Genomic DNA, 22,614 nt, shown 5'->3' with positions numbered 1-22,614 from the left:
TCCCCTCAACAGTTGCTCGTACCGATTTCTCCACCAAATTCACGTCTCAGAAGTAGTCAACTGGCGTGCTTTGTGAGGTACTGAGACTACGCAGTGCGGTTGTTCCACTTCGGGTTTGCGATGCTGCTGTACGACATGTGGTTGCTGGTCGATCTCCTGGTCCAGCTCTCGCTCGGTGTAGTCGAATTCCGCACGAAACCGCGGGTCATCGCCCCGCGGTTTCGTGGCTTCCTCCAGAGGAGGTTGGTAGCACTCCTGTAGAACCCGCGCCGGGTTCGCCCTTCAGTAGAGGCATCACTGCTCAATCCACTTGATTTCGCTCTGAAAGGGTCGTGCAACTGCCACTCAGCGGAGTGAGTGGCAGTTGCGGATGCCCGATCCGGGCCAGACAGCAGCGATGATTTACGATATAGCGCCTCTCTCGTGCATAGATTTCGGGGAATTCGCAGCAGCACCCTGAGTGGAAGTTGAGACCGGCGCTTTCAATGCATAGACAGGGCTCGTTGGTACTGCTGAAATAGAGACACCGATCAGCAGATCGTCTTCAATCACATCCTCATGACATTCTGGAGGTTGCCATTCGTAACGTTGAATAGGATAAAATTTGCATTGTTTCCGGGATTACATTCGCGCACGAACAGCAAGACCACGTTCCAACCTACCGTCTGGTGAAAATCGAATTCTTTGGTGAGTTGGCCTAATTACTCACGGTAGTAGAGCAGTCGTCTTCGGAAAACCAGACTCGCTTTGGTTCTCGTCCTGCTGAAGCGGACGATTGGATGAAGTCTTCGTTTTCCAGTTTCTCAATCGCGGTGCATATCTGTTGTTCACTAAGTCGTTCTGTTGCTTCTGCTGTGATTTCTGATGGGCTTGCGGGGCGCTCCATCCAGAGCAGTGTCCGGTACGTTTCACTCACAGGCCATCGATACTCCGATTCCAGTAGTTCAAGCCGTTCATCATGACTGTGGGTTTCTGGTCCTTCGTCTGTGGAGGAACTGTCAGTCGCGTCGGGGTCCTTCTCCGTATCGTGATCAGTCCTTGGCATTCTTCTTTGAAATGAAGCGGCTCAGGGTTAAATCAGGTTCGGTGGTCAGCACTTATGCCCAGCGATAAAATCAGCCTCAGACAAGACGCCCTTAGTGATGACACGTTCTGCATCAACTGATGATACCGACACAGGCGTCTCGATGCGAGGTCTTCCGAACGATCGCGGCGGCGGCGTACGCCCGGTGGCCTGCCTACGATACGACGCCACTGTACGACCAGAGTTACGAGCGCTCGCCGGTGGTGACGGCGCAAAATACACTCACGCTGTTGCAGAAGCGAACCGGAGTCGGATAGACCATCTGTTGGGCCGGAAGCAGCGAGGCTGAGCGACAGCTCTACCCAACGTATCTCTCAGGCGCACTTCTAGCCAAATAATCAACACGAATCGGCCGATCGAGTCTGATTTGGCGGCGACCGAAATCTACTATTCCTCCAAGACCGCGAATTCTAGCCCCTCTATACCCGCTATAGTCTCATCTTCCAAAATCAGGATTTCCGTATAGCGTTATACAGTATAATAGTGTGAATTCGACCGCACTATGGCGATTTTCCATCTCAACCGCCTACGTCCGCTTAACCAGATAAACCGACGTGGATTTATGCATCCCCGCGCCCTCGGTGAAGCACAGATCATGCATCCGACTCAGGACAGCGCTTCTCGAGGTTTTAGCCACAATTACCGAAAACGGTCCCCTCGTTGCGAGCAGAAGCCAGGCGAAAGAGTTAGGCGTATTCAGAAACTTCGTATATACGTGAGAATAGAATGAGCACAACCGACAACACGCCCCTCTCCCGGAAACGGCTCCACTCTGTCTTCGAGCAATTAGCCAATGACCGAAAGCTCGACATCCTCGGTTACGCCGCTGAACACGGCGAATTCCCTGTAACCGACCTCAAAGACGAGTTCGGGTTTCCCCATACCACTGCCCACGAGTACTGTCGCGACCTCGCCGAGGCAGGGTTACTCTATCGAGAGAAGGGCAAGCCCGCAGTCTACTCCCCTGTCGATTTCGATATCCATCTCTCGTTGGACGCGATCTCCACAGCTGTCGCGGCTGAATCCGAGACGGTCGATTACATGCTCGCAGAGTATGGTGATGGAATCGTTGAAGAAGTCCTCGACATCTGGGAGCGCGTCGACGCGGGCGACCTCACCTACCGCGAAGCCAGCGCAGCTCTTGAAATGACTCACGCGGACTTCCTTCGTCTCGCTGCCGAACTCGAACTCTTCGACCGATGAGTGTCATCGTTCTCGACGCGAACGCTGTCATCATGCATGGGCGGGCGTTTCCAGAGCGCGTTCACGCTGCCGTCGAAACCGACGCGAAGCTTGTCCTCCCCCGATCAGTCAAACAGGAACTCGTCGATGACGTACTCAATGCAGAAGACGCCCCAGAAAATCATCGAGCCGCGGCTCAGGCCATTCAGGAGCTCATCGACGAGGGATATCTCGTGCTTCGCAACCCGGACTATGAAGCATACAGCGACGTGATCGACGAAGCACGCCGCCGCATCGCCAATGACTCACTCCCAGAACACGACGTCAAGGCCGATCAGTACATCCCCGCACTCGTCACCGAGCTCGCCCAGAACGAGGCCGTTACACTGGTTACCGCCGATAGAAAGCTTCGTGAAACGGTTCGAGAAATCACGAAACGCCAGAATGTCGCTGATCAAGTCACCCTGAGCGATCCCCTCACAGTGCTATGAATGCCGATCCAGAGCGAGGTATCGATTTTGACAGTGCTGTCGAGGCGTTCCTCGACGCCAAGCAGAAGGGCAATGATTCGGGAAACTACCGCGCGCTCGCCGAGAACGTACTCGGTCGCTGGAGTGAGTGGCTGCAGAGACGCGGTGTCGACGATCTGGAGGACCTCGACAGTCAGAACATGCGTCGGTACGCCCAACGACTCCGCCAGCGTGCTCGAGCACGCGAGAGTGATCCAGAGACGGGAATCACGCCTGCCTCCGCCCGGACCTACTACGCCACCATCAGCGGGTTCCTCACATGGTGCGTCGAGGACGAGCGCATTACGACGAACCCAGCGCTCGCTCGCCGCGCGAAAAGCGAACTCCCGCAAGACTCCGGCGAACGCACCACCCAACAGTTCTGGTCGGCTGAAAATCGCACCCGTTTACTTCGATTTGTTGACAAACGCGCCCACGATGCTATCGATGAGAAAGGCTCCGACGCGACCGGCGAGGTACGTGATCGCGCGCTCGTGCGCGTGCTCGCATTCTCAGGCTGTCGCACCGCTGAAATCGCTCGTGATACCCGCGACGACCGGCGACAGGGGCTCTTCTGGAACGATGTCGATCTCGAGGGAGGATCCCTGCGCGTCCTCGGAAAAACCCAAGAATGGCAGGACGCTCAACTTCCTCGGCAGACCCGCAGCGCACTCGATCGACATCGTACGGTCCAGCAACCGCCAACTGACAAGTGGCCCGTCTTCCCTACCGCTCATGCTCCTACGCTCTATCAACGGGCACGAGAGGGACTCTCCGAACGCGGACTCGCCGGCAAAGAGGTCGAAACGCTCCTCAAGGAGAAGGATGTCGAGGAGGTTCTTCGCGAACACGAAATCGCGCCCCCGAATCTCACCAAGCGGAGCGTCCGCCGGATCCTGCGAGAACTGTGCGAGGAGGCGGGAATCGATCCCGAAGGGGCCGCCGATTATCTTCAGGCCCACGGTGCACGCCGTGGTCTCGGCGATACCCTCTATCGTGAGCGTGGACCCGGTGCGGCCCAGCGTGCGCTCCGGCACGAGGATCCGCAGACGACCGCGAAGGCCTACCAGCACATCGATGCCGGCGACCTTGCTGAGGACGTCAGCGATGTCTTCGAGAACGAATGAGCGGACCTCGTCGCCGAAGCGTGCGGATTCTGACGACAACTCAGCCAACGATGGTCGATAGAGAGAATTTATACCGTGGGCCACAGAACGACCGCCAGCAAGACGACTACGGGCCCTTAGCTCAGTGGTAAGAGCGCTTGGCACATAATGGGACCTACGGATCCACTATGCCACCACGTGGATTCGTGGTGCTATGAGAAACCGAGTGGTCGTTGGTTCGAATCCGACAGGGCCCATCACGACTCTCCACTACATTCACGCGAAGCCTCTTAGTAGGCGGTCGAGGTCGAGTCCCAAACCACAGTCGTCACAGAGCATGGTGGTGTCCATATCGGAATGCATTTCGCTATCCATATATGGATTCCTAAAGCTGTCTCGCCGCGGTCCCAACTGCCTCACGCCACGACTCAACCAATTCAGGATCGGCCTCTTGGAACCCAAGGCGAGCGGCAAGTTGGACGACTTCACTCCGGTCAATCGCCTCGGGATTGGGGTCGCGTCCGAGCGCTTCTTGGAGCGCGACACCCACCGCCCGCAACCGTTCGGGATCGGATTCGAGCGCGTCGAGCAATCCTGCGAGTTCACCGTCCCAGAACGATACCGTCCGTTGGGTCCCCGCCTCCTGACGCTCCGCGAGTGCGGCGATGAGTGCCTGTCTGAATGCATCGGCATCCTCCGTGTCCGCGTTCGCAGCGTCTACTTCCAGGCGACTCCCGGTTTCAGTCTGCTGGCGGAGCGTGTCGAGGTCAACGTCACCGTCGTCTTCACCCTCACTCATACTTCTGCCTCCGGTTCGGATTCGGACTCGTCCGGTGCATTCGTGCGAGCAATGAGTTCGTGGGCGTTCTCTCGATATGCGTCAAGTGCTCGTCGGGCCGTCTTCGACGGCTGCTCTAGTTGGAAAATCGTCTGACCTGCCTGCTGGGCGTTCGTGATGTCCTGTGAACTCGGTATCTGCTGCGGAGCCAACACATCGGCATACTCGGTGCTCAAGTGCTCGAACAGGTTGCGGTCAATCGTCTGGCGTTCGTCGTACTCATTGATGAGCAAGAGCGCGAGATTGATGTCGATCTGCTGGCCTGCGCGTATTTCATCGAGGTCCGCTTCCAACTGAGCCATCTGTTCCTGCTCGAACGGCCCCGCACGGACCGGGGTGATGACGTGTCGAGCGGCCCATAATCCGTTATAGGCGATGTTCGACGTACTTCCCGGCAGATCGAGCAGTATCACGTCGTAGCGCTCGTTAAGGTACTCCGTCAGGAAGTGATCAAGCCGCGCGTAGCGATCACCCGGGTCATCGATGCTTCCAAGGAGGCTTTCGAGACCGTCGAGTCCTTCGTGAGCCGGTATCAAGTCGGGACCTTCGTCGGTCGGCATGACGAGTTGATCCACCGCCTCGGGCAGCTGATCGGCAATCGTATCCCACTCGTCTTGGAAGACGGTCGTGATGTTCGGCCAAGAGTCGGCTTCTCGTGTCTGCTGCCAGAGCCCGAAGTGCTTGGTGAGGTCGCCCTGCTTGCCGGCGAGGTCGAGGAGACATACACTGTATCCCTCGTCGGCCAGCGCAACGCCGATGTGGGCGATAGTGGTGGTCTTCCCGACCCCGCCTTTATCGAGAAAGGCCGCGGCGCGCATAGTGGAATCCATACGTCGATCCATATATGAAAAGCTATATCCTTAAAACTGCGGGATATGGAGTACACCGACGGAAAGCATAGGACACCATCGGACTGAAACATCAGACGACGAAATTATTCGCCGAGGCGGAACCAAACCGACGACACCGAGTGAGGACGATCCGAAGATGCCAGTACCCGTCCCGAAGCTACTTTCATCTGTCAGAAGATACGCCTTCCTGACCATACGTTCTAGTTTAGTGGCGGCTTGATCCGGCATCCAGTCGAGTGAGTTACTGGATACAGCGAAAATCGAGTTTTGCTCCGTCGCTCGACGGCTGTTCCTACGCCAGCGTGTTGTCATCGAAGGGTGAGGCGGCGCACTCACCGCTGTGAGTGCGTCGGCGAGACAGAGCTGTCGCTGGTCGAGAGGGCACTCCCGGTCGTGGAGAGCGTCAGGCGAATTCCTGCCAGAATTCGCCTGACTCGACCCGTTCGTACAGTCTCGGACGATGTGGATTTGGATCACGTGACGCCCACAGCAACAACGCGTCCAAATCGGGCAGATCGTAGCCCAAATCCAGCATCACGTACAGGTGAATCAGATGCGAGTGGCGTTCAACGATGGTCGAAGCCCGACCACGTGGGACTCGTGTCGACGACGCCGCGGCGTCGTCGGCGCTTTCCTGCTCTGCTGCGTCGAGTTTCTGGAGTTCATCGACGATCACGCGACTCATCATCAACGAGATCGCTGCGATGAGAATCAGCGCCTCGATCAGGTACGGGTCAGTGGTATTGATCTCGTCGAGACCGAAGCGCGACTTCAACTCCTTGAATAGAAGTTCCACCGCCCAGCGCGCCCGATAGAGCTGTGCGATATCGGGCGCGCTGTACTCCTCTTCGGAGAGATTCGTCAGAAAGAGGTGGTACTCGTCGTCGGATTCGTTGAGGAGGCCGACCATACGGAACGTTCGGGTCGTGCTCCGGCACGACCCTCGCTTGCGGTCGAAGGAGAGTTCGATATCGACGTCAATCTCCTTGCGCTGCAGGTCATCGAGGACGTCCTGCAGCCGCTTGCCTTCGAGCGAGATGCTGTTTCCGCGGCGTGTTTGAAGCTGCTCGACGATTTCAAAATTGGCGTTGTCTTTGACGCGCGAGACGAACCAGCCGTCGTGGTCGTCAATGCGGTCGAACAGCCAGAAATCGTAGAAGCCGAGGTCGAAGAGAACGAGTGCGCCAGATACCCACTCGCCGGTGGGTATCTGGCTGTTCTCGTGGGTCGAACCGTCCGTAGTACGCCAATCTGTCGGAAGTCCTGTCGAGAGCGACTCCGTGAGATGAAGCTTCGCTCCAGCAACATCCTCACGGAGGCTGTACACATCAGCTGCGTCGTTGTAGAGCGAGATGAATGTAGCATCGCGGATGAGGACATCTCGAAAGTGTTCGAGACGGCCGCGGAGTTGGTTTCGACCGGGATCGAGATCCTCGATAGCGTCATCGAGGATCTCTCGGAGGAGGGCAACGAAACCAGGCGAGAACCATTCGTAGAACGACGAATAGTAGAGTTCAGAGAGATCAGCCATCTCGACGTAGCGTTCGAAAAACGCCTGAATGGAACGCTCAGAGCCGGCACCGAAGCCGAACGCGAGGGTGTAGAACAGTGCGACAACATCGAACTTGCGCTCTCGTTGGATGAGATTCGTTGCGCGAGCGCGCTCGCGCAACTCATCGCCGGGAAACGCTCTTTGGATGCGATCAACAACAACCGAATCCGGTGGTTCGTAGCTCACACGTTCCACCGGGTCTCTCATTCCGGTAGCTCCGACGGTCTCCAATCAGCGGACAGCGACAGAACACGCCGCTAATCTAGAACGCATGCCTTCCTGACCCACTCTCCAAAATCTTTAGAGTTTGTCAATCAAATAAGGAAAGGGGATATGACTTGTCCATCGAAAGAGCGATAGTCTGTACTCGGTCGTCCGTTGGTTCGTGGGCTCTGATCGGGAATCGAATAGAGCATGATAGATGGTGTTACCCGGGATTAATCCGATTAAGCACGAGTAATATGCCGAATCGCCAATTCCGCCGATTTCACTCGTTTCAGGCGCTCAAGAGCCAATATCGCCCCTAATAAATTATATGACGCTATAATATTTGTGCGGCGTTCGATCATATATCTGCGCCTTCCAAACTTATATTGCGAAGCGACGTGTACAGCCGCTCATGGCCGACTTCGATCCGAATCCATCCGGCGAGGACGTCAACGAACTGCGACACCGCTGGTCCGACACCACGGATACCTTCAAGCGCGTCTACGACGTCCTCCTTGGAATCACGGAACCAACGTCCTATCGCGAGATCGCCGAAACAGCGGACTGCTCACCCAATGCAGCCAAAAAACATCTCGACCGCCTCGCGGAGATGGGTATCGCCCAGACCGATCGCCAGAGCCGACCCGCTCGCTACGAGCGAAATGACGCCTATTTCGAATGGCAGGACGCGAACCGTCTCGCCGACGAATTCACTGTCGAGGAGATCATCGAACGCGTCCGACGGCTCGAAGATCGCCGAGAGCAGTTCGAACAACGCTTCGGGACGACCGATCCGACGTCAGTCTCCGTTTTCGAGCATGACGATCACGATGCGATCCACGAGCGAATGGACGCCATCAGCGAATGGCAATCCCTCGAACGGGATATCCGTCTCTACGAACTCGCGCGTCAGCTCTCGCTGAACGACGGCCATCTCCTGCCAGCATAGATGACGCTACCGCCGGACAACGGACCCACATCAACTGGTCCACCAGACCGACAGACACTCCACCTCCTTGAAGGAATCCTCACCGACGAACCACTCGTCGCTTCAACCGAGTTCGATCCCGACAGCTACGAACCCCGAATCCTCCGTGTACTGTGTGAAGCGAGTCGGTATCCACCAACGGTCGAAACCGCTCGACTGGATATTCGCTGGTTTGCGAGTGGCGACTTCTCGATACACTACGTCGAAACGACGGCTGCAGACCACTGGGAATGTCGATGGGACCGTCACCCGAACCCCCACAACGCACGCCTCCACTTTCATCAACCGCCAGCAGGAGACGAGATCACTGATCTTATGTGGAGCTCTCTGCACCCGATCGATGTCGCCTCGACGGTTGTTGGTGCAATCGAACAGCGGATCGAACAACAGTGGTCAGTAGACTGATCGTGACTTTGTCACTCTGGACTATCTTCTCCATCATGCTATCGGTACCCGTATGTGGTTTGTGGGAAATAACGCGAATGACAGTGGCATGGTGCTACCAGACGTTACTCTCTCGTACTCAACGAGCTCGATCCGCTGTTCGAGGTTTCCGTTCTCGTCGTAGAAGGCGACGTAGGGTGCACTGCTGAACGCCTGCTGGGTGCAGGTCTCCTGAGTACGCGTCTCGTTCACTCGCGACTCAATGACGTAGCAGTCAACGCCGGCGTACGAATCGGTCCCGGTGACCTCAATGTGCATCGATCCCTCGGCCGACTCGATCTCGAAGACATACCGGCCCGGCTTCGAGAGGTTGAACCAGTCCTCTTTATCATCGAGAGTTCCTCTTCGGAGTCGTACTCCTCGTCGTAGTACGGACGGAGGTGGAGTTCGGCGACGATGTCCACCGGCCGATCCGGAAGCAGTTCAAGGATATTCTGCTGGATGAGTGTCTTGCCGACTCGTTCGAGCTCACAGAGGTGACTGACTGAATCCTCGTCGGCGCGACAGCCGACGAGGACGTCCCAGATGTCCTCGGGGACGATATCGGCGCTCTCGCCGAGTTCGATATCGATCTCTTCATCGAGAGTGTTGACGAGGAAGTTAAGCACCTGCTCTTTGGTGAGTTCGTTGGCTGCATCAACCGACCAAACAGCCCGTTCACCTAACCCGCTTTGTGAACTACTGAAACTGGAGCTCTACCATCGATGCTTCGAAGTCTTCGACGAACGCGCCTTGTCCGCCGGCGTTGTACGTTCCGTCGTTGGTTTCGATGATAAGCGTGTTCTCGACGGGAAACGAGCTGTTCGTCGGTTCGAGCAGTGATTGTCGGATGTCCACGACCACACCATCGAGTTCGGTTGGGCCGTCCTCATCGTGGAGGGGACGACCGGTGACGTGTGCGCGAACTGCAGAACCGGTACGGATGTGGAGTGCCGCCTGCAAGACCGCGTGACGGAAATCCCGGTACGTCGTCGGTAACGGCTCCGGATCGGCTGCGTATATCTCAGAGGCCATCGGGAAGTAGTTCCCGAGAAACGAGCCCACGATGACCGGGCCGAGCTGTTCCTGTGCAAAGGCGATCGCCTGCGTGGCGTTGTTCGCGCGTGAAAGCATTTCGGGCGGGGCAACGAGTCCTAATTCCCGGTCGACGGTGAGTATCGTCGGCGTCGGTTGATCCCATACGCGGGCGACCGAGGCCAGCCCATCGAGGTCAGGGCCGTCGTCGAGATCCGTCCCCGTGACGAGGAGTACGACGAGCACGTCGCGCTCGATCGCGTCCCGCAGTTCCGTGGCGACATCGTCGAGCAGTCGATAGGGGATTGCAAGCATTACCTCCCCTTCCGCACGGCCGAGCAGCTCGGCGATGCGCTTGAGAACGGTGACGCGCGATTTGACGACCTCGAAGCTCTCCGAGCGGGGTGCCGCCTGCGAGAACCGTGATTCGAGCGCCGGCTCCATCTTTTCGAGGCCGTCGGCGAGAGTGTCCACGACGTTCTCGGGCGAGTGTGCCCGGATCGTCGTCGGCACGACGTGATCGTTAACCTCGACGAACCCCCGATCGGCGAGCGTTTCCGCGACGCTGTAGACGTGGCGTTTGGAGACGTCCGCCTCGTCGGCGATGACGCTTGCCTTCGCTTCGCCCTGTTCCAGAATCGCCAGATACGTGTCGATTTCCTTGTCAGATAGGCCGAACTGCTGTAACAGTTGCTCGATCGAGGGGTCGTTCATGGTGTTCTCTCACAGTGGCTGATACTTACAATATCCGGTGGTGACCTATGTCGCCGCCGTAGTGTAGGTGTCGTCATCTCTGCTCGGTGGTTGGCAGGACGGCGATATCGTCGACCCGGATACCGTCCCCGGTCTGCACGGAGTCGCCGAACGGATCGGTGTGTTCGACGATCCGGTCAGGGGTCACGAGCGCCGGCTCGGTACCGAAGTTCAACACGACGACCAGCCGTTCGTCCTCGTTGCTGCGTTCGTAGGCGACAACGCGGTCGGGATCGCCGGTGTGGACATCGCACGCGACGGGCTCGACGCCGGGGGTACGGAGTGCCGGGCGTTCGTTGCGGAGCGCGATGAGCCGACGATGGAAGTCGGTCAGGGCGGCGTCGCCGTCGTGCCACCGCATCGTGCCGCGATCCGCCGGAACGCCACGCTCCTGCCCGTAGTAGATCATGGGGACGCCGGGAAGCGTGAACGTCGCGGCCGCAGCGGGCCGCAGGCTACCGTCGTTGCAGTCGGTCGCGTAGCGGTCCTCGTCGTGGTTCTCGACGTAGCGCAGATGGAGTGCCTCGTCGGGGTAGCCGTGGCGACGCGAGTCGTCGAGCGCGTCGAGCAGACTGCTCGCCGGTGCGTCGCCGGTGCCGATATTACGGAGCGCAGCATACAGGTCGGTGTCGTAGTGCACGTCGAACTCGTTCTCTCGGAAGGCGGCGTCCCGCGGAACGGTCTCGTCGAGCAGGAGGAACTCCTCGTCGCGTTCTTTCAGGCGTTCGCGCACCTCCTTCCAGAAACCGTGCGGGACGCCCCACGCCACGTCACACCGAAACCCGTCGACGAGGGGTGCCCACTCGTCGACGACAGCGAGCATCCACTCGCGGACGGCGAGGGAGTCGTAGTTCAGGTTCGGAATCTTCGACCACGTGAAGTAGTGGCCGGGCGCGTCGTCGCCGGCCCAGTCGACGTCCGTGGTGTCCTGCTCGGCCGGCACCCGTTCGTAGTGATCGGCGTACTCGGGGACGCCGGCTCGCTGGAGTTGAAAGGCCGGATGGTCCCGGGAGGTGTGATTGATGACGAGGTCGAAGAGAACTCGAATACCGGCGTCGTGGAGGCGATCGACCAGCGACGCGAACTCCTCGCGGGTGCCGAGATCAGCGGCGGTGTCGAACAGATCGGTGATGTGGTAGCCGTGGCGAGTGGGGCTCTCACAGACCGGTGTGAGCCAGACAGCGTCGACGCCGAGCGATGCGAGATAGGGGACTCGTCGTTCGATCGCTTCGAACGTGGTGTCGACGGTGTCGCCGGCGAACGCCCGAACGAATATCTCGTAGATGGTCGCGTTGCGAACCCACGCCGGCGGGTCGGCTGGACGGTCAACGGAGACGGGACGCGGCCGTTCGCCGGCGGAGTCAGAATGGATCGTCAGCGTGTCGGCGATGCTGTGGCGTTCGGCGACGGCGACGGCGTGGACGCGCGATAGCTCCGGAAGCGCGTCGGCAGGGGCTCGCAACGTTTCGCCGTCGACGGTGACTGCGTCGCGCGTGAGGCCATCTCGGTCGTCGAGATGGAACTCGACGCTCGGCGCGCTCCCGTCGGGAGCGGCGTCGGCCATCGCGGTCACGACGATCTCCTCTCCCTCACACCGTCCGTCGAGGCGAACACGGGGTCGGCCGGCACCCTCGACCGTGACCTCGCTCGTCGCGTGCGGATCGAACTCGTCGTCGAAGGCGAAGATGGCCTCGTGCGTACCCGGCGGGAGCGCCACGTCCAGAGACCATTCGTCACCCGCGTGCCCGCCGGCACGAGCGTGTTCACCGGAACGATCACCCTCGCCGGTGCGCTCTGCCCGATGGGTTCCCATCGTGAAGTCGTTGAACTGCCCGATCACGGCGGCGTGGTCGACGCCAGCGAGGTCGGCATCCACGTCGTCAGCGCCCACGCTGAAGCGTGCCTCGCGGCGGGGGTCGGGGAACGCGCGTACCGTCTGTGTGTGAACACCGTCGGGTACGTCGAGTTCAACGCGGTAGACGCCAGGAACGTCCGGCGCGAGGTGGACGATCGCGTCGTCGTCGATCGTCGCGGTGCTCTCGGCGGGCTGGTCGACGATTCGCCACGCGTACTCCGCCGCCGTATCGGGGTTTCGGGGTGCGAGCTCAACCGACTCACCGACGTGGAGAAAGCGCGGCGGTCCAGGGTGATGCATACTCACACGGGTCGCCACCGAGGGGGTTTGACCGTTTCGATCGCGGAAGAGGTTTGAACTACAATTGCACCAAAGTTATTACGTCGTGGGGAGGACGTTCACGTCAATGCACCTCCGCGATGCGCTGGACGATTACAAACGCCACCAGGACGATGCCACCCAGTTTCCGGGCGAACGACGGACGACGACCGGGCGCTTCTCGGGTTCCGATGGGCGGCTCGTTCACGTCGACGAGGACGGATCGATACGGGATTGCAGCTACCCGCTCGTGGGACTGACCGGCATCGTCCGGTCCCGGTTCGGCGTTCGTCCGACTGCCGAGGACGCCGAACCATCGTGGTTCGACGCCCGGCGCAGTACCCAGCGCTACGAGGGCGACACCGGACTCGTGGTTACCGATCACGAGACCAAGTACGGGGTGATACCCCAGTACGACCTCACGCTCGACGAAATCCACGTCACACACGTCGACGTGAGTAGGGCGGACGAACCACTCGACGTGGTCGCCGGCGTCGGGTTCGCTCCAGATGGTCGTGACACGCGCATCGGACAACTCCATCACGGTGATGCGGTCGAACTGTACCACGCCACAGAAACCGACTACCTCGCGAGCGCCACCGGGTTCGACACGATCCGTGGCTCCGGGTTCGACGGGTTTGCAGCCCTTCTCGACGGGACACCGTCCGCGTCTCCGCGGGAGGACGAGGAGCACACCTCCGGAGAAGACGTACTGGGTGGCGACGTCTACGGTGTCCTTCCGGCCGAAGAGGGCACGGTGACGGTGGCGACGCTGCTGACGAGACGTGAGGAGCGATCGCGTGAGGCCGCCCTCGACGCGGTTCGAACGGCCGCAGCGGACTACGACGCCGCCGCGCTCGAACGTGTGGCCGACCGACGAACCGTTCCGTCCACCGCTACCGAACAGCCCCACGCCGACGCGATCGGGACGGATTGCCGGGTGCTCTCGTCGCTCACCGGGCAGTCGGGGCTCCGGATCGCCGGCCCGGAGTTCGACCCGTACTACGCCCATTCGGGGGGGTACGGCTACGCGTGGTTTCGCGACGACGCCGAAACCTCGTCGTTCCTCCTCGCCGCCGATCGGCAGCTCGATCTCGGGCTCGACGACTGGCACGCCCGCAGCGCAGCCGTCTACGCCGCAGCACAGCTCGACGACGGGACGTGGCCTCATCGCGTCTGGGCGTTCGACGGCACGCTCGCGCCGGGCTGGGCCAACGGGCGGCTAGAGACGGACAAACGCGCGGACTATCAAGCCGACCAGACGGCGAGCGTCGTGGCCTATCTGGCGGCGTACGGGGACGGAAACGGCCACCACGACGTGCTGAAACGCGCCCTCGACGCTCTCGACGACGATCTCGCCGCCGACGGCCGGCCGGTCGCCGGCGAGAACGTGTGGGAGGACATGACCGGACGGTTCACCCACACCGCGGCCACCGTCCTCGAAGCGTATTCGGCGGTCGCCGCGACCGACGCACCGCTCGCCGACCGGGCGGCCGAGCAGGCTGCGGCGGTCTACGCCGGTCTCGACGATCTCTGGGTCGATGAGCGCGGGATCTTCGCGTTGCGTGAGTACGGTCCGGACCACGACGCCGCCGGCGAGCTCGACGAACGGTGTGATTCGGCGACGTTCGCGCTCGTCCGCGCCCACCGCGAGTACGCCCGTGTCGGCGACATCGACGACGAGCGCCTCGATCGGCTCGTATCACACGTCACGACGCTCGTTGCCGAACTCCGTCACGAGCCCGACAGTGGTGCGGTCGCCGGACTCGTTCGGTACGACGGCGACGACTGGCGACAACGCCAGCAGGACCACGAGAAAATCTGGACCGTCTCGACGGCGTGGGGGGCGTACGCCGCCGGGTCGCTCGCCGCGATGCTCACGGATCGCGACGACGAGCGCTCGGACGGGCTGGCCGAAACAGCGCGGGACCTGCTCGCACTCGTCCTCCCGGACGGCCCGCTCGCCCGCGACAGTGGCATCCTTCCGGAGCAGGTGTTCGACGATGGCACGCCCGACAGCGCGACGCCGCTGGGGTGGTCCCACGCGCTGCGGCTGGGGACGATCGCCCTGCTCGACGAGTACTCGCTGCTCGAATCACACGCAGTCGTCGCGAACGACTGACCGGCGTCGTCAGGGCGATGCCGTCGCCGTGACCGTCGGCTCGCCAGCGTCCGTCGCCAGCAGTGCGTCGCCGCTCGCTGCGTCGAAGAGGTGGATGTCTGTCTCGTTGAACGTCACACGAATGATGTCGCCTGTCTCGGGTTCGACATCGGAGGCGACCCGGGCGATGAACTCCGGCCCGAGATCGAGATAGAGGTAGTTGTCGCTGCCGACCGGCTCGACGACTTCGACGCCGGTCTCGATTCCCTCTCGATCACCGGTGACGCGAACGTTTTCGGGGCGAATCCCGAGCCGTGCGGTCGCCACGTCGGCTGCGGCGACGCGCTCGCCACGCTCGCCGGTCAGGCGGTACTCGAAGCGGTCCTCGTTCACGAGCCTGACGCCGTCAGCAGCGGATTCGACGGCGACATCGAGGAGGTTCATCGAGGGTGAGCCGACGAACCCACCGACGAACTCGCTGTTCGGGGTCGTATACACGTCCGTCGGCGTGCCGGTTTGTCGGAGAACGCCGTCGTTCATGATGGCGAGGCGGTCGCCCATCGTCATCGCCTCCTCCTGGTCGTGGGTGACGTAGATCGCCGTGGTCCCCAGTTCGTCCTGGAGGCGCTGGATCTCGGTTCGCATGCTCGTCCGGAGCTTCGCGTCGAGATTGGAAAGCGGCTCGTCGAACAAGAACACGTCCGGCTCGCGCACGATGGCGCGACCGAGGGCGACGCGCTGTTTCTGGCCGCCGGAGAGTTCGTCGGGTTGGTCGTCGAGCAGCTCCTCGATGTCCATCATCGCCGCCGTCTCGTCGACTTTCCGGTTGCGCGCGTCGCTGCCGAGGTCGGTACTCATCCGGAGGCCGAACGCCATGTTCTGCCGGACGGTTTTGTGGGGGTACAACGCATAGTTCTGGAACACCATGGCGACGTCGCGGCGACGCGCGTGGAGGTCGGTAACGTCCTCGCCGCCGATGCGAATCCGTCCTGATGTCGGCTGTTCCAGCCCCGCGATCATGCGGAGCGTCGTGGACTTCCCACAGCCTGAGGGGCCGACGACCGTGACGAACTCCCCGTCGGCCACCTCCAGGGAGACGTCGTCGACCGCCACGAGCCGTCCGCTGTCGAACTCCTTTCTGAGAGCGTCAAGCGTGACAGTTGCCATCCGCTGAGATCTACGGGCGAGCGACCATAGTTCTTCCCCCGAAACGAAAATTTACGATGTGATAGTTCGTAGTAGATGTACCGGAGGTGGTTCCAAGCGGTGCTCCACCCGCTACGTGCGGTCGGGTCCGGCTCGATCAGCGGCATCGTCGGGTGGGTGTGGGCAAGATCCGTTCGGCGATCGTGACAGACATTCGTGCGGTTCCGAAGCTATTAAGTTGTGAACGACTCTTTCATCCAACGTTCACTATGACAACGAATCGCAGAAGGCTGCTGAAGCAGATCGGTGGAACGAGCGCCCTGTTGGCGGTCGCGGGCTGTATCAGCGCCCAGCAACAGGGATCCGGAGACGGTTCCGGGAGCGGCGACGGGCAGGGCAACAGTAACGGATCGGGTGACGACGCAAACGGCTCGGCAGGCGACACCAACGGGTCCAGTGGCGGGGCGGCGGGCAACGCGACTGGGTCGACCGGACCAGCGGGTTCGGCGAAAGCGTGGTACTCGCTGCCGGAACCCGAAATTCCCGCCCGGAAGAGCGCGATCGAGGCGTTCAACACCCAGTCGGAGCACACCATCGAGGGAGCGGATATCTCCGACATGGAGAAAAAGACCACGAGTGCGATCCCGGCAGGGCAGGGCGCGAAAACGTTCGAGTGGGCCCACGATTGGGTCGGCGATTACTTCCAGCGCGGGTTCGTCGTCGACCAGAGCGACGATCTCGGCGTGGCCCTCGATTCGTTCACGAGCACGGCTGCGGAAGCGATTCAGTTCGAGGGCAACGTCGTTGGTCTCCCACACGCAGCCGAGACGGTGGCGCTGATCTACAACACCGATATGGTCGACGAGGCACCGAAGACGGTGGCCGACATGGTCTCGGTGATGGAAGAACATCACGATCCGAGCAACGGGACGTACGGACTGAGCTATCCGTTCGATCCCTACTACACTAGCGCGTGGCTCCAGGCGTTCGGCGGCTACTACTTCGATCCGGACAAGGAGCAGATGCTCGGAGTCAACACGAAACAGACCGTTCGTGGGCTCGAGTTCGCGCTCGAAAACTTCAAACCGTACATGCCGAACGATCCCAAGTATGAGCCACAGGCGGCCGCTTTCGCCGCAGGGAACGCGGCGTTCGCCATCAACGGGCCATGGTATCTCGCGACGCTCAACGAGAAAGGGGTGAACTATGAGGTGACATCGCTGCCGTCACCCGACGGCGGAACGGTCAAACCATACACCGGAATCACGATGTGGTACTTCACGAAAGCCATGGAAGGGAGCGGCGCGGACACCGCTGCTGCACGGTCGTTCATCGAGTGGTACGTGACGAACGAGGACCATCTCCTGAAACTCGCCAAAGATCAAGGCGTGATCCCGGTGCTGTCGAGTCTGGTCGGTAGCGACGAACTCCCGAGCGAGGTACAGACGTTCTCACAGACCGTCGAGCAGGGAGTGCCGATGCCGACGCATCCGAAGATGAACAAGGTCTGGCCAGGGATGGAGACCGCACTTATCAGCGCGTTCAACGGCGACGCGAGCGCGAAGGCCGCGCTCGATCAGGCCGCAAAAACCATCCGTAGCAACTGGGAGTAGCCCGGTCATGAGCACGGTTTCGCGTGTCGCACGCCGTATCGAGGCGATCCCGTTTCTCGACAAGCGAGATGTCTCCCTGCTGTTCGTCCTCCCGGGATTGTTCGTCTTCGCGGCGTTCATGCTGTTCCCGGTGGTGTATCTCGTTGGCGTTTCGCTCACGAACGCCGCCCCGGCGAACCTGTTCGCCGGCGACGGGGCTGCCTCGGTGCTGACGTTCGGCGAGGCGACGTTCGTCGGGGTCCAAAACTACGTCGCCGTCCTCACCGACCCGACGTTCTGGAACTCCTTTGGGGTGACGTGGCTGTTCGTGGCGACGAGCGTCATCCTGAAGATCGGGCTGAGCCTCGCTATCGCACTCGTGGTGACCAGCGACCGCGTGCGCGGCAGACGGGTGATGCGGTCGTTCATCATCCTTCCGATGGGACTGCCGGCTATTTTCACGGTCACCGTGTGGCGCGGCATCTTCAGTTCGGCCGAGTTCGGGATGGCGAATCAGGCGCTGTCGGCCCTCGGTATCGACTCGATCGCGTGGCTCTCCGAGCGGTGGCCGGCCTTCTTTGCGTACAACGTTACGGAGATGTGGCTCGCGTACCCGTTCATGGTCATCATCACCGTCAGCGCGTTACAGGACGTGCCCGAGGAGCTCCACGAGGCGGCGAAAGTCGACGGTGCGGGCTTCCTCTCGCGACTCTTTCACGTGACCCTCCCGTCGATCAAACGACCGGTGTTGTTCGCCTCGATCCTGACGGCGGCCGCGTCGTTCCAACAGTTCCTCATCCCGTTCGTGTTCAACCAGGGCGGCCCCGGTCGGGCGAACGAACTCATCGTGGTCTACGGGTATCGGGAGGCGCTGTCGTTTTCGGAGTACGGGTACGGGGCGGCTGTCAGCCTCATTGCGGTGCTGTTCATCGGCGCGTTCATGTGGCTGAACGTCAAGCGTGGCCGGCTCGCTGACGGGGTGGCAGAACAGTGAGTCTCTTCGGTCGGATCGGTCGGAAGCTGAAAACGGACGTGCGGAATCTCGCGCTCCAGCCCGTCACTGCCGTTCGTGACGCGGTGTATACGGCCAACGGTGTCAGACGCGGCGAGATATCGCTCGTCGAGCCGCTGAAAACGCTCGGCGCAACCCTCGGTGCGCTCGCCGTGGTGCTCGCGCTCCTGTTTCCGATCTACTGGATTCTGACGGCCGCGCTCTCCAGCACCGGTGGTTCGATCTACTCCTCCGGCGGGTTCCGTCTGTTTCCGGAGAACCCGACGTTGCAGCCGTTCCTCTGGGTGATCGGCGACCTCATCGTTCCGGGGTACGCCGTCTCGGTGAACCTGCCGCTCACTGATCTCGCCATCGTCGTCGACACGCCGAAGCTCGTCATGCTCGACGTTTCCCAGTACGGCGTCACGAACCCATCGAACTTCAAGGGGTTCCTCTGGAACAGCCTCACGGTCGCCGTGCCGACCGTCGTCATCGCCATGTGTCTGGTCGTCCCGGCGGCGTACGCGCTCTCGCGTCGGAAGTTCATCTTCCGGCGGAAGGTGTTGTTCGTCTACGTCCTAATGACACAGATCGGCGGCGGTCTCGGCGTTGCGTTGCTGATCGGACTGTACGCCGTGTACGTCCAGTTCGGCATCAACGACAGCAAGCTCGCGCTCGCGGTCTACTACGCGGCGACCGCGATCCCGTTCAACACATGGCTGTTGAAGACGTATATGGATGGAATTCCGGTCTCCTACGAAGAGGCGGCCGTCGTCGACGGTGCGCCGCCGTGGCGCGTCGTCACTGAGGTCATCATTCCACTCTCCACTGCGGGACTCGCCACGGTGTTCATCTTCACATTCCTCACGGGCTGGACGGAGTTCGTGGTCGCCCAGACGCTGCTCACCACCGAGAACTACACCCTTCCGGTCGGGCTGTATTCGCTCATCAGCGAGTACTCGATCCCGTGGGCGCGCTTCTCGGCGTTCGCGCTCACCTTTGCGACACCGATCATGCTGGTGTATCTGTTTGCCCAACGATACATCGAGGGTGGCCTCTCGTTCAGCGGGATGGAGGGGTGAGGTACGACCATCCGGGCTGACGTAGCGTCCACCGCGGCCTCCTTGTCGGCCTCGGACCCGGTGCTCTCGCCGGTGGTCCGATAGGCGTCGCCGCCGAGCCGGCCGGAAACGCTCGAATCGTTGGGAGAGATAGTGTCGACGTCGGGATCGCACGTCACACCGTCATCGTCGATTGGTGCACTGCTTTCGAAGCGCCCGACAGACTCATTACAGGTCATTCAAAATATATAACCACACGGATCGGCCATGTCACAAACCACTTCGCAGCAGGAAGGAGATGTCATCCACGACTTCCTCTCGATCGCCGATCTCCTCGACCAAACCCAGCTCGCCCGCATCTACGCATATCTCTACCGCGAGGGCGAGGCAACCGTCAGCGACCTCATCGACGCACTCGATCTCTCACAAGGAACTGCCTACACCTACGTGAATCAGCTTACCGATACTGGCGTTCTCACTTCCACCAAAGACACCCAACCCCAACGGTACGCAGCCGTCGAGATCGAACTCACGCTGACCGTCGACGGAAATCGTGAATACACCATCTCACCCGCTCTGATTGCCGCAGTCGCACGCCGGGCGACCAACGACACCATCGACTCGTATATCGATCGTCACGGCGTTCACGGCCTCGCAACCGCGCTCTCCCATACTATCGCTCGTGAACACGGCGAGACAACCCATCGGCTTGTGGCCGATGATCTCGAAATCTCGGAGCTCGAAGCCGAAGTAATTCTCCAGGCCCTTCGGCCGATCGTTCGCGAGCATTTCTCGGTCGAAGACGCTGGTGCATCGCTGGCGGACGTGGCTGACGCTGAGAATCTCGACATGTGAGCGCGCTCCACATCGCGGATACGGGCTTTTTCGTCGCATTCGGGAGGCCCTCGAAGCAGCGCTACCAGCGGGTGCGGACCTTCGCCAAGCGCAACGAGATCGTGTTCGTCATCTCGGAACGTATCTACGAGGGGTTGACCGGAACTGAGGCTAGCGATGTCGACGAACGAAAACAATTCCGGTCGATATCGCCATCGACGATGGATAGGGGCGTATCGCTGATCCGTTAGAATACGCAAACCCAGTGGTTTCGAAGACGATGAACGGCATCCAACGCTACATCGCAAACGCCGGCGATCGCCCGGCCGACGAGATCGAACGTGCTCGTTGATTCGGCTTTGATTGGAGACGTTGACCCACACGAGAGCACCGACGATAGTCTGAAGTACATGGACTTCGAACTAAGGGTATGGACCTACCCCCCGATCACGAATACCTCTGTCCTGATGGCGGGACGGGTGAGGTGTTAGACCCACCACCGCTCGACGCGGTGGATGATGCAGCACTCACGCCCGAGGCGCTCGCCGAGAACGCCCCCCGACTCGAAACAGTTGTCCAGCTGCTCAACCGCCCGGCGCTCGCGCGGATCTACGTTTACGCCTGCTACAAGGGACCGGTGACACCACCAGCGATTATGGACGCACTCGACCTCTCGAAGTCGACCACCTACGAGTACGTCGATACGCTGACCGAGCTCGGACTCGTCGAGCGAGACGACTCGACCCGCCCACAGCGGGTGACCGCCGAGCCGCTGGTCATCCTCGAACAGTATGCCTCGATCATCATTACGCCGACGGTCCTCCACGCCATTGGACTCCAAGAGGTCGATGAGGACATCGCGTACTTCGTCGAACGTCACGGCGTCGGCAAGCTCGTGGCCGCGCTGCGCGGGGCTGGCCTCCACTTCGCGGGGAAGACTACCCAGCGGATGGTTGCGACCGACATCGACGTGCGTGACACCGAGGCGATGATGATTGTCTACGCGCTCAGGCCGGCGCTCGCGCTCGGCCGTGACCACGATCCTTACTTCGCGTATCTCTTCCCAGATGTCCACGACCAGCTCGATCTCCCCGAACCCGACGACGAGGCCGGTGACTCGGAGCAATCACCGGCGACTAGCGCTGACGAGTGAGCCGTCGGAATGAGCCGCTCGTCGCCGCTATCGGCGGACGTACCGGTCATCGTCGATGCCAACGTGTTCTTCGCCATCGGGCGTCCATCGAACCCGAAGTACGAGCGCTTCCGGCGCGAGGTTCGAACTGCAGGCGTCGTCCTCCAGCTTCCGCGCCGCGTCGTCGGCGAACTCGGTGGCCCGGAAACAGACCGTATTCAACGTGCGCTCGACGAGGGGTGGGCCGACATCGTTGATGCGCCCTCACCACAGGATGCCGATGCAGTCACTGGCAGCGACATCGCGCGACGCGTCATTGCGAACGAGACCGGCCAGCCCGAACACGAGGTCGAGAAAACCGATACGATCCTCGCCGGATTGGTGATTCAGCATCTCCGAGACACGGGGGCGACGGACGTCGTCGTCCTCACTGACGACATCCCAGCGAAGCATGGGATCGAGACCGCAGTCGACGAACTGGGCTACGGGGATGCGATCGGCGTCTACGGCGTCTCTGACATCATCGACGACGATTCGGACGACTCGCTGACCGTCATTTGAGGGGTGCTGCCCTCCTCACCAGAGATTCGGAAGATGGATTTCTACAAACCCGCCTGTTTGCTTATCGGTTGAGAGAGCGGGATTGGTGTCTCAGAAACCCCCCTTTCTGATACAACGCTATTAGCACTCCCCACCGTACTATAGAGATTAGCCGAAGTCTTCGTACTTTCCAATATCACAGATTGGCTATCTGCTAAAATCGGCGTGCAAGATACAGCGCGCGTATCTTGCACCTCCTTCGTGGCTCATCGAGTTGTGCGTACCCCTGAGGTAGCCATCGATGAGCCAAGCATACAAAAGGACGTCACACGTGTTCCTGAACAGACACCACTACCAACTCTCGAGGATGGAGTTAGATAGCCGAACCCAACCTATCGTCAACGACTAATTGCTCGATCCGAACGAGATTTGATCCCCCATAGCCCGTTGCACGGTTTCGAAATCAGTTCGGAAATATCGTACAGCAGTCACTAATTACAGGAATAGTCACTTTCA

The 22,614-nt window shown here is 60.6% G+C and carries 19 protein-coding genes, 1 tRNA gene and 2 pseudogenes; 15 read left to right on the top strand and 7 right to left on the bottom strand.

The features are described from left to right. Positions 1–84: 84 nt before the first annotated feature. The 6 genes and pseudogenes from PHA81_RS19330 to PHA81_RS19305 all read left to right on the top strand — a co-directional run. A pseudogene (locus PHA81_RS19330) lies at positions 85–261 on the top strand (transposase); the annotation flags it as partial. A 903-nt stretch (positions 262–1,164) separates the two neighbouring features. Beyond that, positions 1,165–1,341 carry a hypothetical protein gene (locus PHA81_RS19325; RefSeq protein WP_273838377.1) on the top strand — a complete coding sequence of 59 codons (177 nt, stop codon included), beginning with the start codon at positions 1,165–1,167 and terminating at the stop codon, positions 1,339–1,341. Between the two features lie 469 nt (positions 1,342–1,810). Then, positions 1,811–2,287, top strand: coding sequence for a helix-turn-helix domain-containing protein (locus tag PHA81_RS19320; RefSeq protein ID WP_273838375.1), 477 nt, complete (start codon positions 1,811–1,813; stop codon positions 2,285–2,287). Then, positions 2,284–2,757, top strand: a complete 474-nt coding sequence (locus PHA81_RS19315; RefSeq protein WP_273838373.1) for a PIN domain-containing protein — start codon at positions 2,284–2,286, stop codon at positions 2,755–2,757. Before PHA81_RS19320 ends, PHA81_RS19315 begins: the two co-directional genes overlap by 4 nt. Beyond that, positions 2,754–3,902, top strand: a complete 1,149-nt coding sequence (locus tag PHA81_RS19310) for a tyrosine-type recombinase/integrase (RefSeq protein ID WP_273838371.1) — start codon at positions 2,754–2,756, stop codon at positions 3,900–3,902. Before PHA81_RS19315 ends, PHA81_RS19310 begins: the two co-directional genes overlap by 4 nt. A gap of 110 nt (positions 3,903–4,012) precedes the next feature. Further along, positions 4,013–4,138: transfer RNA gene (locus PHA81_RS19305), tRNA-Ile, on the top strand. A gap of 128 nt (positions 4,139–4,266) precedes the next feature. Here PHA81_RS19305 and PHA81_RS19300 read toward each other — a convergent pair. From PHA81_RS19300 to PHA81_RS19290, 3 genes are all read right to left on the bottom strand, one after another. Continuing rightward, on the bottom strand, positions 4,267–4,680 hold the full coding sequence (locus tag PHA81_RS19300; protein ID WP_273838367.1) for a hypothetical protein: 414 nt from the start codon (positions 4,678–4,680) through the stop codon (positions 4,267–4,269). Next, a complete protein-coding gene (locus tag PHA81_RS19295; RefSeq protein ID WP_273838364.1) occupies positions 4,677–5,549 on the bottom strand; it encodes a ParA family protein in 873 nt (290 codons plus the stop codon). The genes PHA81_RS19300 and PHA81_RS19295 overlap by 4 nt, the downstream gene beginning before the upstream one ends. Before the next feature lie 424 nt (positions 5,550–5,973). After that, positions 5,974–7,317 carry an IS4 family transposase gene (locus PHA81_RS19290; RefSeq protein ID WP_273838383.1) on the bottom strand — a complete coding sequence of 448 codons (1,344 nt, stop codon included), beginning with the start codon at positions 7,315–7,317 and terminating at the stop codon, positions 5,974–5,976. A 424-nt stretch (positions 7,318–7,741) separates the two neighbouring features. On the opposite strand from PHA81_RS19290, the gene PHA81_RS19285 reads away from it, so the two are divergent. After that, entirely contained in the window at positions 7,742–8,278 is a 537-nt protein-coding gene (locus tag PHA81_RS19285; protein ID WP_273838362.1) for a sugar-specific transcriptional regulator TrmB, read from the top strand. Positions 8,279–8,949: 671 nt separating this feature from the next. On the opposite strand, the gene PHA81_RS19280 is transcribed toward PHA81_RS19285, so the two are convergent. The 3 genes from PHA81_RS19280 to PHA81_RS19270 all read right to left on the bottom strand — a co-directional run bounded on the left by PHA81_RS19280 (position 8,950) and on the right by PHA81_RS19270 (position 12,683). Further along, entirely contained in the window at positions 8,950–9,369 is a 420-nt protein-coding gene (locus PHA81_RS19280) for a hypothetical protein (protein ID WP_273838360.1), read from the bottom strand. Between the two features lie 70 nt (positions 9,370–9,439). Then, on the bottom strand, positions 9,440–10,489 hold the full coding sequence (locus PHA81_RS19275) for a TrmB family transcriptional regulator sugar-binding domain-containing protein (RefSeq protein ID WP_273838359.1): 1,050 nt from the start codon (positions 10,487–10,489) through the stop codon (positions 9,440–9,442). Positions 10,490–10,562: 73 nt separating this feature from the next. Continuing rightward, positions 10,563–12,683, bottom strand: coding sequence for an alpha-amylase family glycosyl hydrolase (locus tag PHA81_RS19270; protein ID WP_273838357.1), 2,121 nt, complete (start codon positions 12,681–12,683; stop codon positions 10,563–10,565). A 106-nt stretch (positions 12,684–12,789) separates the two neighbouring features. Between PHA81_RS19270 and PHA81_RS19265 the strand changes: the two genes are divergently transcribed. Continuing rightward, complete coding sequence (locus tag PHA81_RS19265; protein ID WP_273838354.1) at positions 12,790–14,823, top strand: glycoside hydrolase family 15 protein; 2,034 nt, start codon at positions 12,790–12,792, stop codon at positions 14,821–14,823. Between the two features lie 9 nt (positions 14,824–14,832). Here the strand turns inward: PHA81_RS19265 and PHA81_RS19260 are convergent, their stop codons facing one another. After that, complete coding sequence (locus tag PHA81_RS19260; RefSeq protein ID WP_273838352.1) at positions 14,833–15,969, bottom strand: ABC transporter ATP-binding protein; 1,137 nt, start codon at positions 15,967–15,969, stop codon at positions 14,833–14,835. Between the two features lie 248 nt (positions 15,970–16,217). Between PHA81_RS19260 and PHA81_RS19255 the strand changes: the two genes are divergently transcribed. The 7 genes and pseudogenes from PHA81_RS19255 (at position 16,218) to PHA81_RS19225 (ending at position 22,119) form a co-directional block, all read left to right on the top strand. Beyond that, positions 16,218–17,561, top strand: a complete 1,344-nt coding sequence (locus tag PHA81_RS19255; RefSeq protein ID WP_273838350.1) for an extracellular solute-binding protein — start codon at positions 16,218–16,220, stop codon at positions 17,559–17,561. A gap of 7 nt (positions 17,562–17,568) precedes the next feature. Beyond that, positions 17,569–18,534: a sugar ABC transporter permease gene (locus tag PHA81_RS19250; protein WP_273838348.1), complete on the top strand. Its 966-nt coding sequence runs from the start codon at positions 17,569–17,571 to the stop codon at positions 18,532–18,534. Continuing rightward, the gene (locus PHA81_RS19245; RefSeq protein WP_273838346.1) at positions 18,531–19,613 is read left to right on the top strand and encodes an ABC transporter permease subunit; all 1,083 of its coding nucleotides are present in this window, start codon (positions 18,531–18,533) and stop codon (positions 19,611–19,613) included. The genes PHA81_RS19250 and PHA81_RS19245 overlap by 4 nt, the downstream gene beginning before the upstream one ends. A 246-nt stretch (positions 19,614–19,859) precedes the next feature. Continuing rightward, positions 19,860–20,447 carry a winged helix-turn-helix domain-containing protein gene (locus PHA81_RS19240; RefSeq protein ID WP_273838345.1) on the top strand — a complete coding sequence of 196 codons (588 nt, stop codon included), beginning with the start codon at positions 19,860–19,862 and terminating at the stop codon, positions 20,445–20,447. Continuing rightward, positions 20,444–20,788: pseudogene (locus PHA81_RS19235) on the top strand (hypothetical protein); the annotation flags it as partial. The gene PHA81_RS19240 and the pseudogene PHA81_RS19235, both read left to right, overlap by 4 nt. A gap of 68 nt (positions 20,789–20,856) precedes the next feature. Beyond that, positions 20,857–21,579 carry a helix-turn-helix domain-containing protein gene (locus PHA81_RS19230; protein WP_273838341.1) on the top strand — a complete coding sequence of 241 codons (723 nt, stop codon included), beginning with the start codon at positions 20,857–20,859 and terminating at the stop codon, positions 21,577–21,579. Between the two features lie 9 nt (positions 21,580–21,588). Next, a complete protein-coding gene (locus PHA81_RS19225) occupies positions 21,589–22,119 on the top strand; it encodes a hypothetical protein (protein ID WP_273838339.1) in 531 nt (176 codons plus the stop codon). Positions 22,120–22,614: the final 495 nt, after the last annotated feature.

Source organism: Halococcus sp. PRR34, assembly GCF_028617175.1.
Taxonomy (GTDB): domain Archaea; phylum Halobacteriota; class Halobacteria; order Halobacteriales; family Halococcaceae; genus Halococcus; species Halococcus salifodinae.
Note: the sequence above shows the minus strand (reverse complement) of the source record. Positions and strands in the feature narration are given on the sequence as shown.

Bases quoted from the DNA above. Each gene is read 5' to 3' on its own strand.
- PHA81_RS19325 (WP_273838377.1), top strand. From the start codon at position 1,165: ATGATACCGACACAGGCGTCTCGATGCGAGGTCTTCCGAACGATCGCG.
- PHA81_RS19255 (WP_273838350.1), top strand. From the start codon at position 16,218: ATGACAACGAATCGCAGAAGGCTGCTGAAGCAGATCGGTGGAACGAGC.
- PHA81_RS19275 (WP_273838359.1), bottom strand. From the start codon at position 10,489: ATGAACGACCCCTCGATCGAGCAACTGTTACAGCAGTTCGGCCTATCT.
- PHA81_RS19240 (WP_273838345.1), top strand. From the start codon at position 19,860: ATGTCACAAACCACTTCGCAGCAGGAAGGAGATGTCATCCACGACTTC.
- PHA81_RS19310 (WP_273838371.1), top strand. From the start codon at position 2,754: ATGAATGCCGATCCAGAGCGAGGTATCGATTTTGACAGTGCTGTCGAG.
- PHA81_RS19260 (WP_273838352.1), bottom strand. From the start codon at position 15,969: ATGGCAACTGTCACGCTTGACGCTCTCAGAAAGGAGTTCGACAGCGGA.
- PHA81_RS19295 (WP_273838364.1), bottom strand. From the start codon at position 5,549: ATGGATTCCACTATGCGCGCCGCGGCCTTTCTCGATAAAGGCGGGGTC.
- PHA81_RS19265 (WP_273838354.1), top strand. From the start codon at position 12,790: ATGCACCTCCGCGATGCGCTGGACGATTACAAACGCCACCAGGACGAT.
- PHA81_RS19315 (WP_273838373.1), top strand. From the start codon at position 2,284: ATGAGTGTCATCGTTCTCGACGCGAACGCTGTCATCATGCATGGGCGG.
- PHA81_RS19250 (WP_273838348.1), top strand. From the start codon at position 17,569: ATGAGCACGGTTTCGCGTGTCGCACGCCGTATCGAGGCGATCCCGTTT.
- PHA81_RS19230 (WP_273838341.1), top strand. From the start codon at position 20,857: ATGGACCTACCCCCCGATCACGAATACCTCTGTCCTGATGGCGGGACG.
- PHA81_RS19320 (WP_273838375.1), top strand. From the start codon at position 1,811: ATGAGCACAACCGACAACACGCCCCTCTCCCGGAAACGGCTCCACTCT.
- PHA81_RS19225 (WP_273838339.1), top strand. From the start codon at position 21,589: ATGAGCCGCTCGTCGCCGCTATCGGCGGACGTACCGGTCATCGTCGAT.
- PHA81_RS19270 (WP_273838357.1), bottom strand. From the start codon at position 12,683: ATGCATCACCCTGGACCGCCGCGCTTTCTCCACGTCGGTGAGTCGGTT.
- PHA81_RS19285 (WP_273838362.1), top strand. From the start codon at position 7,742: ATGGCCGACTTCGATCCGAATCCATCCGGCGAGGACGTCAACGAACTG.
- PHA81_RS19300 (WP_273838367.1), bottom strand. From the start codon at position 4,680: ATGAGTGAGGGTGAAGACGACGGTGACGTTGACCTCGACACGCTCCGC.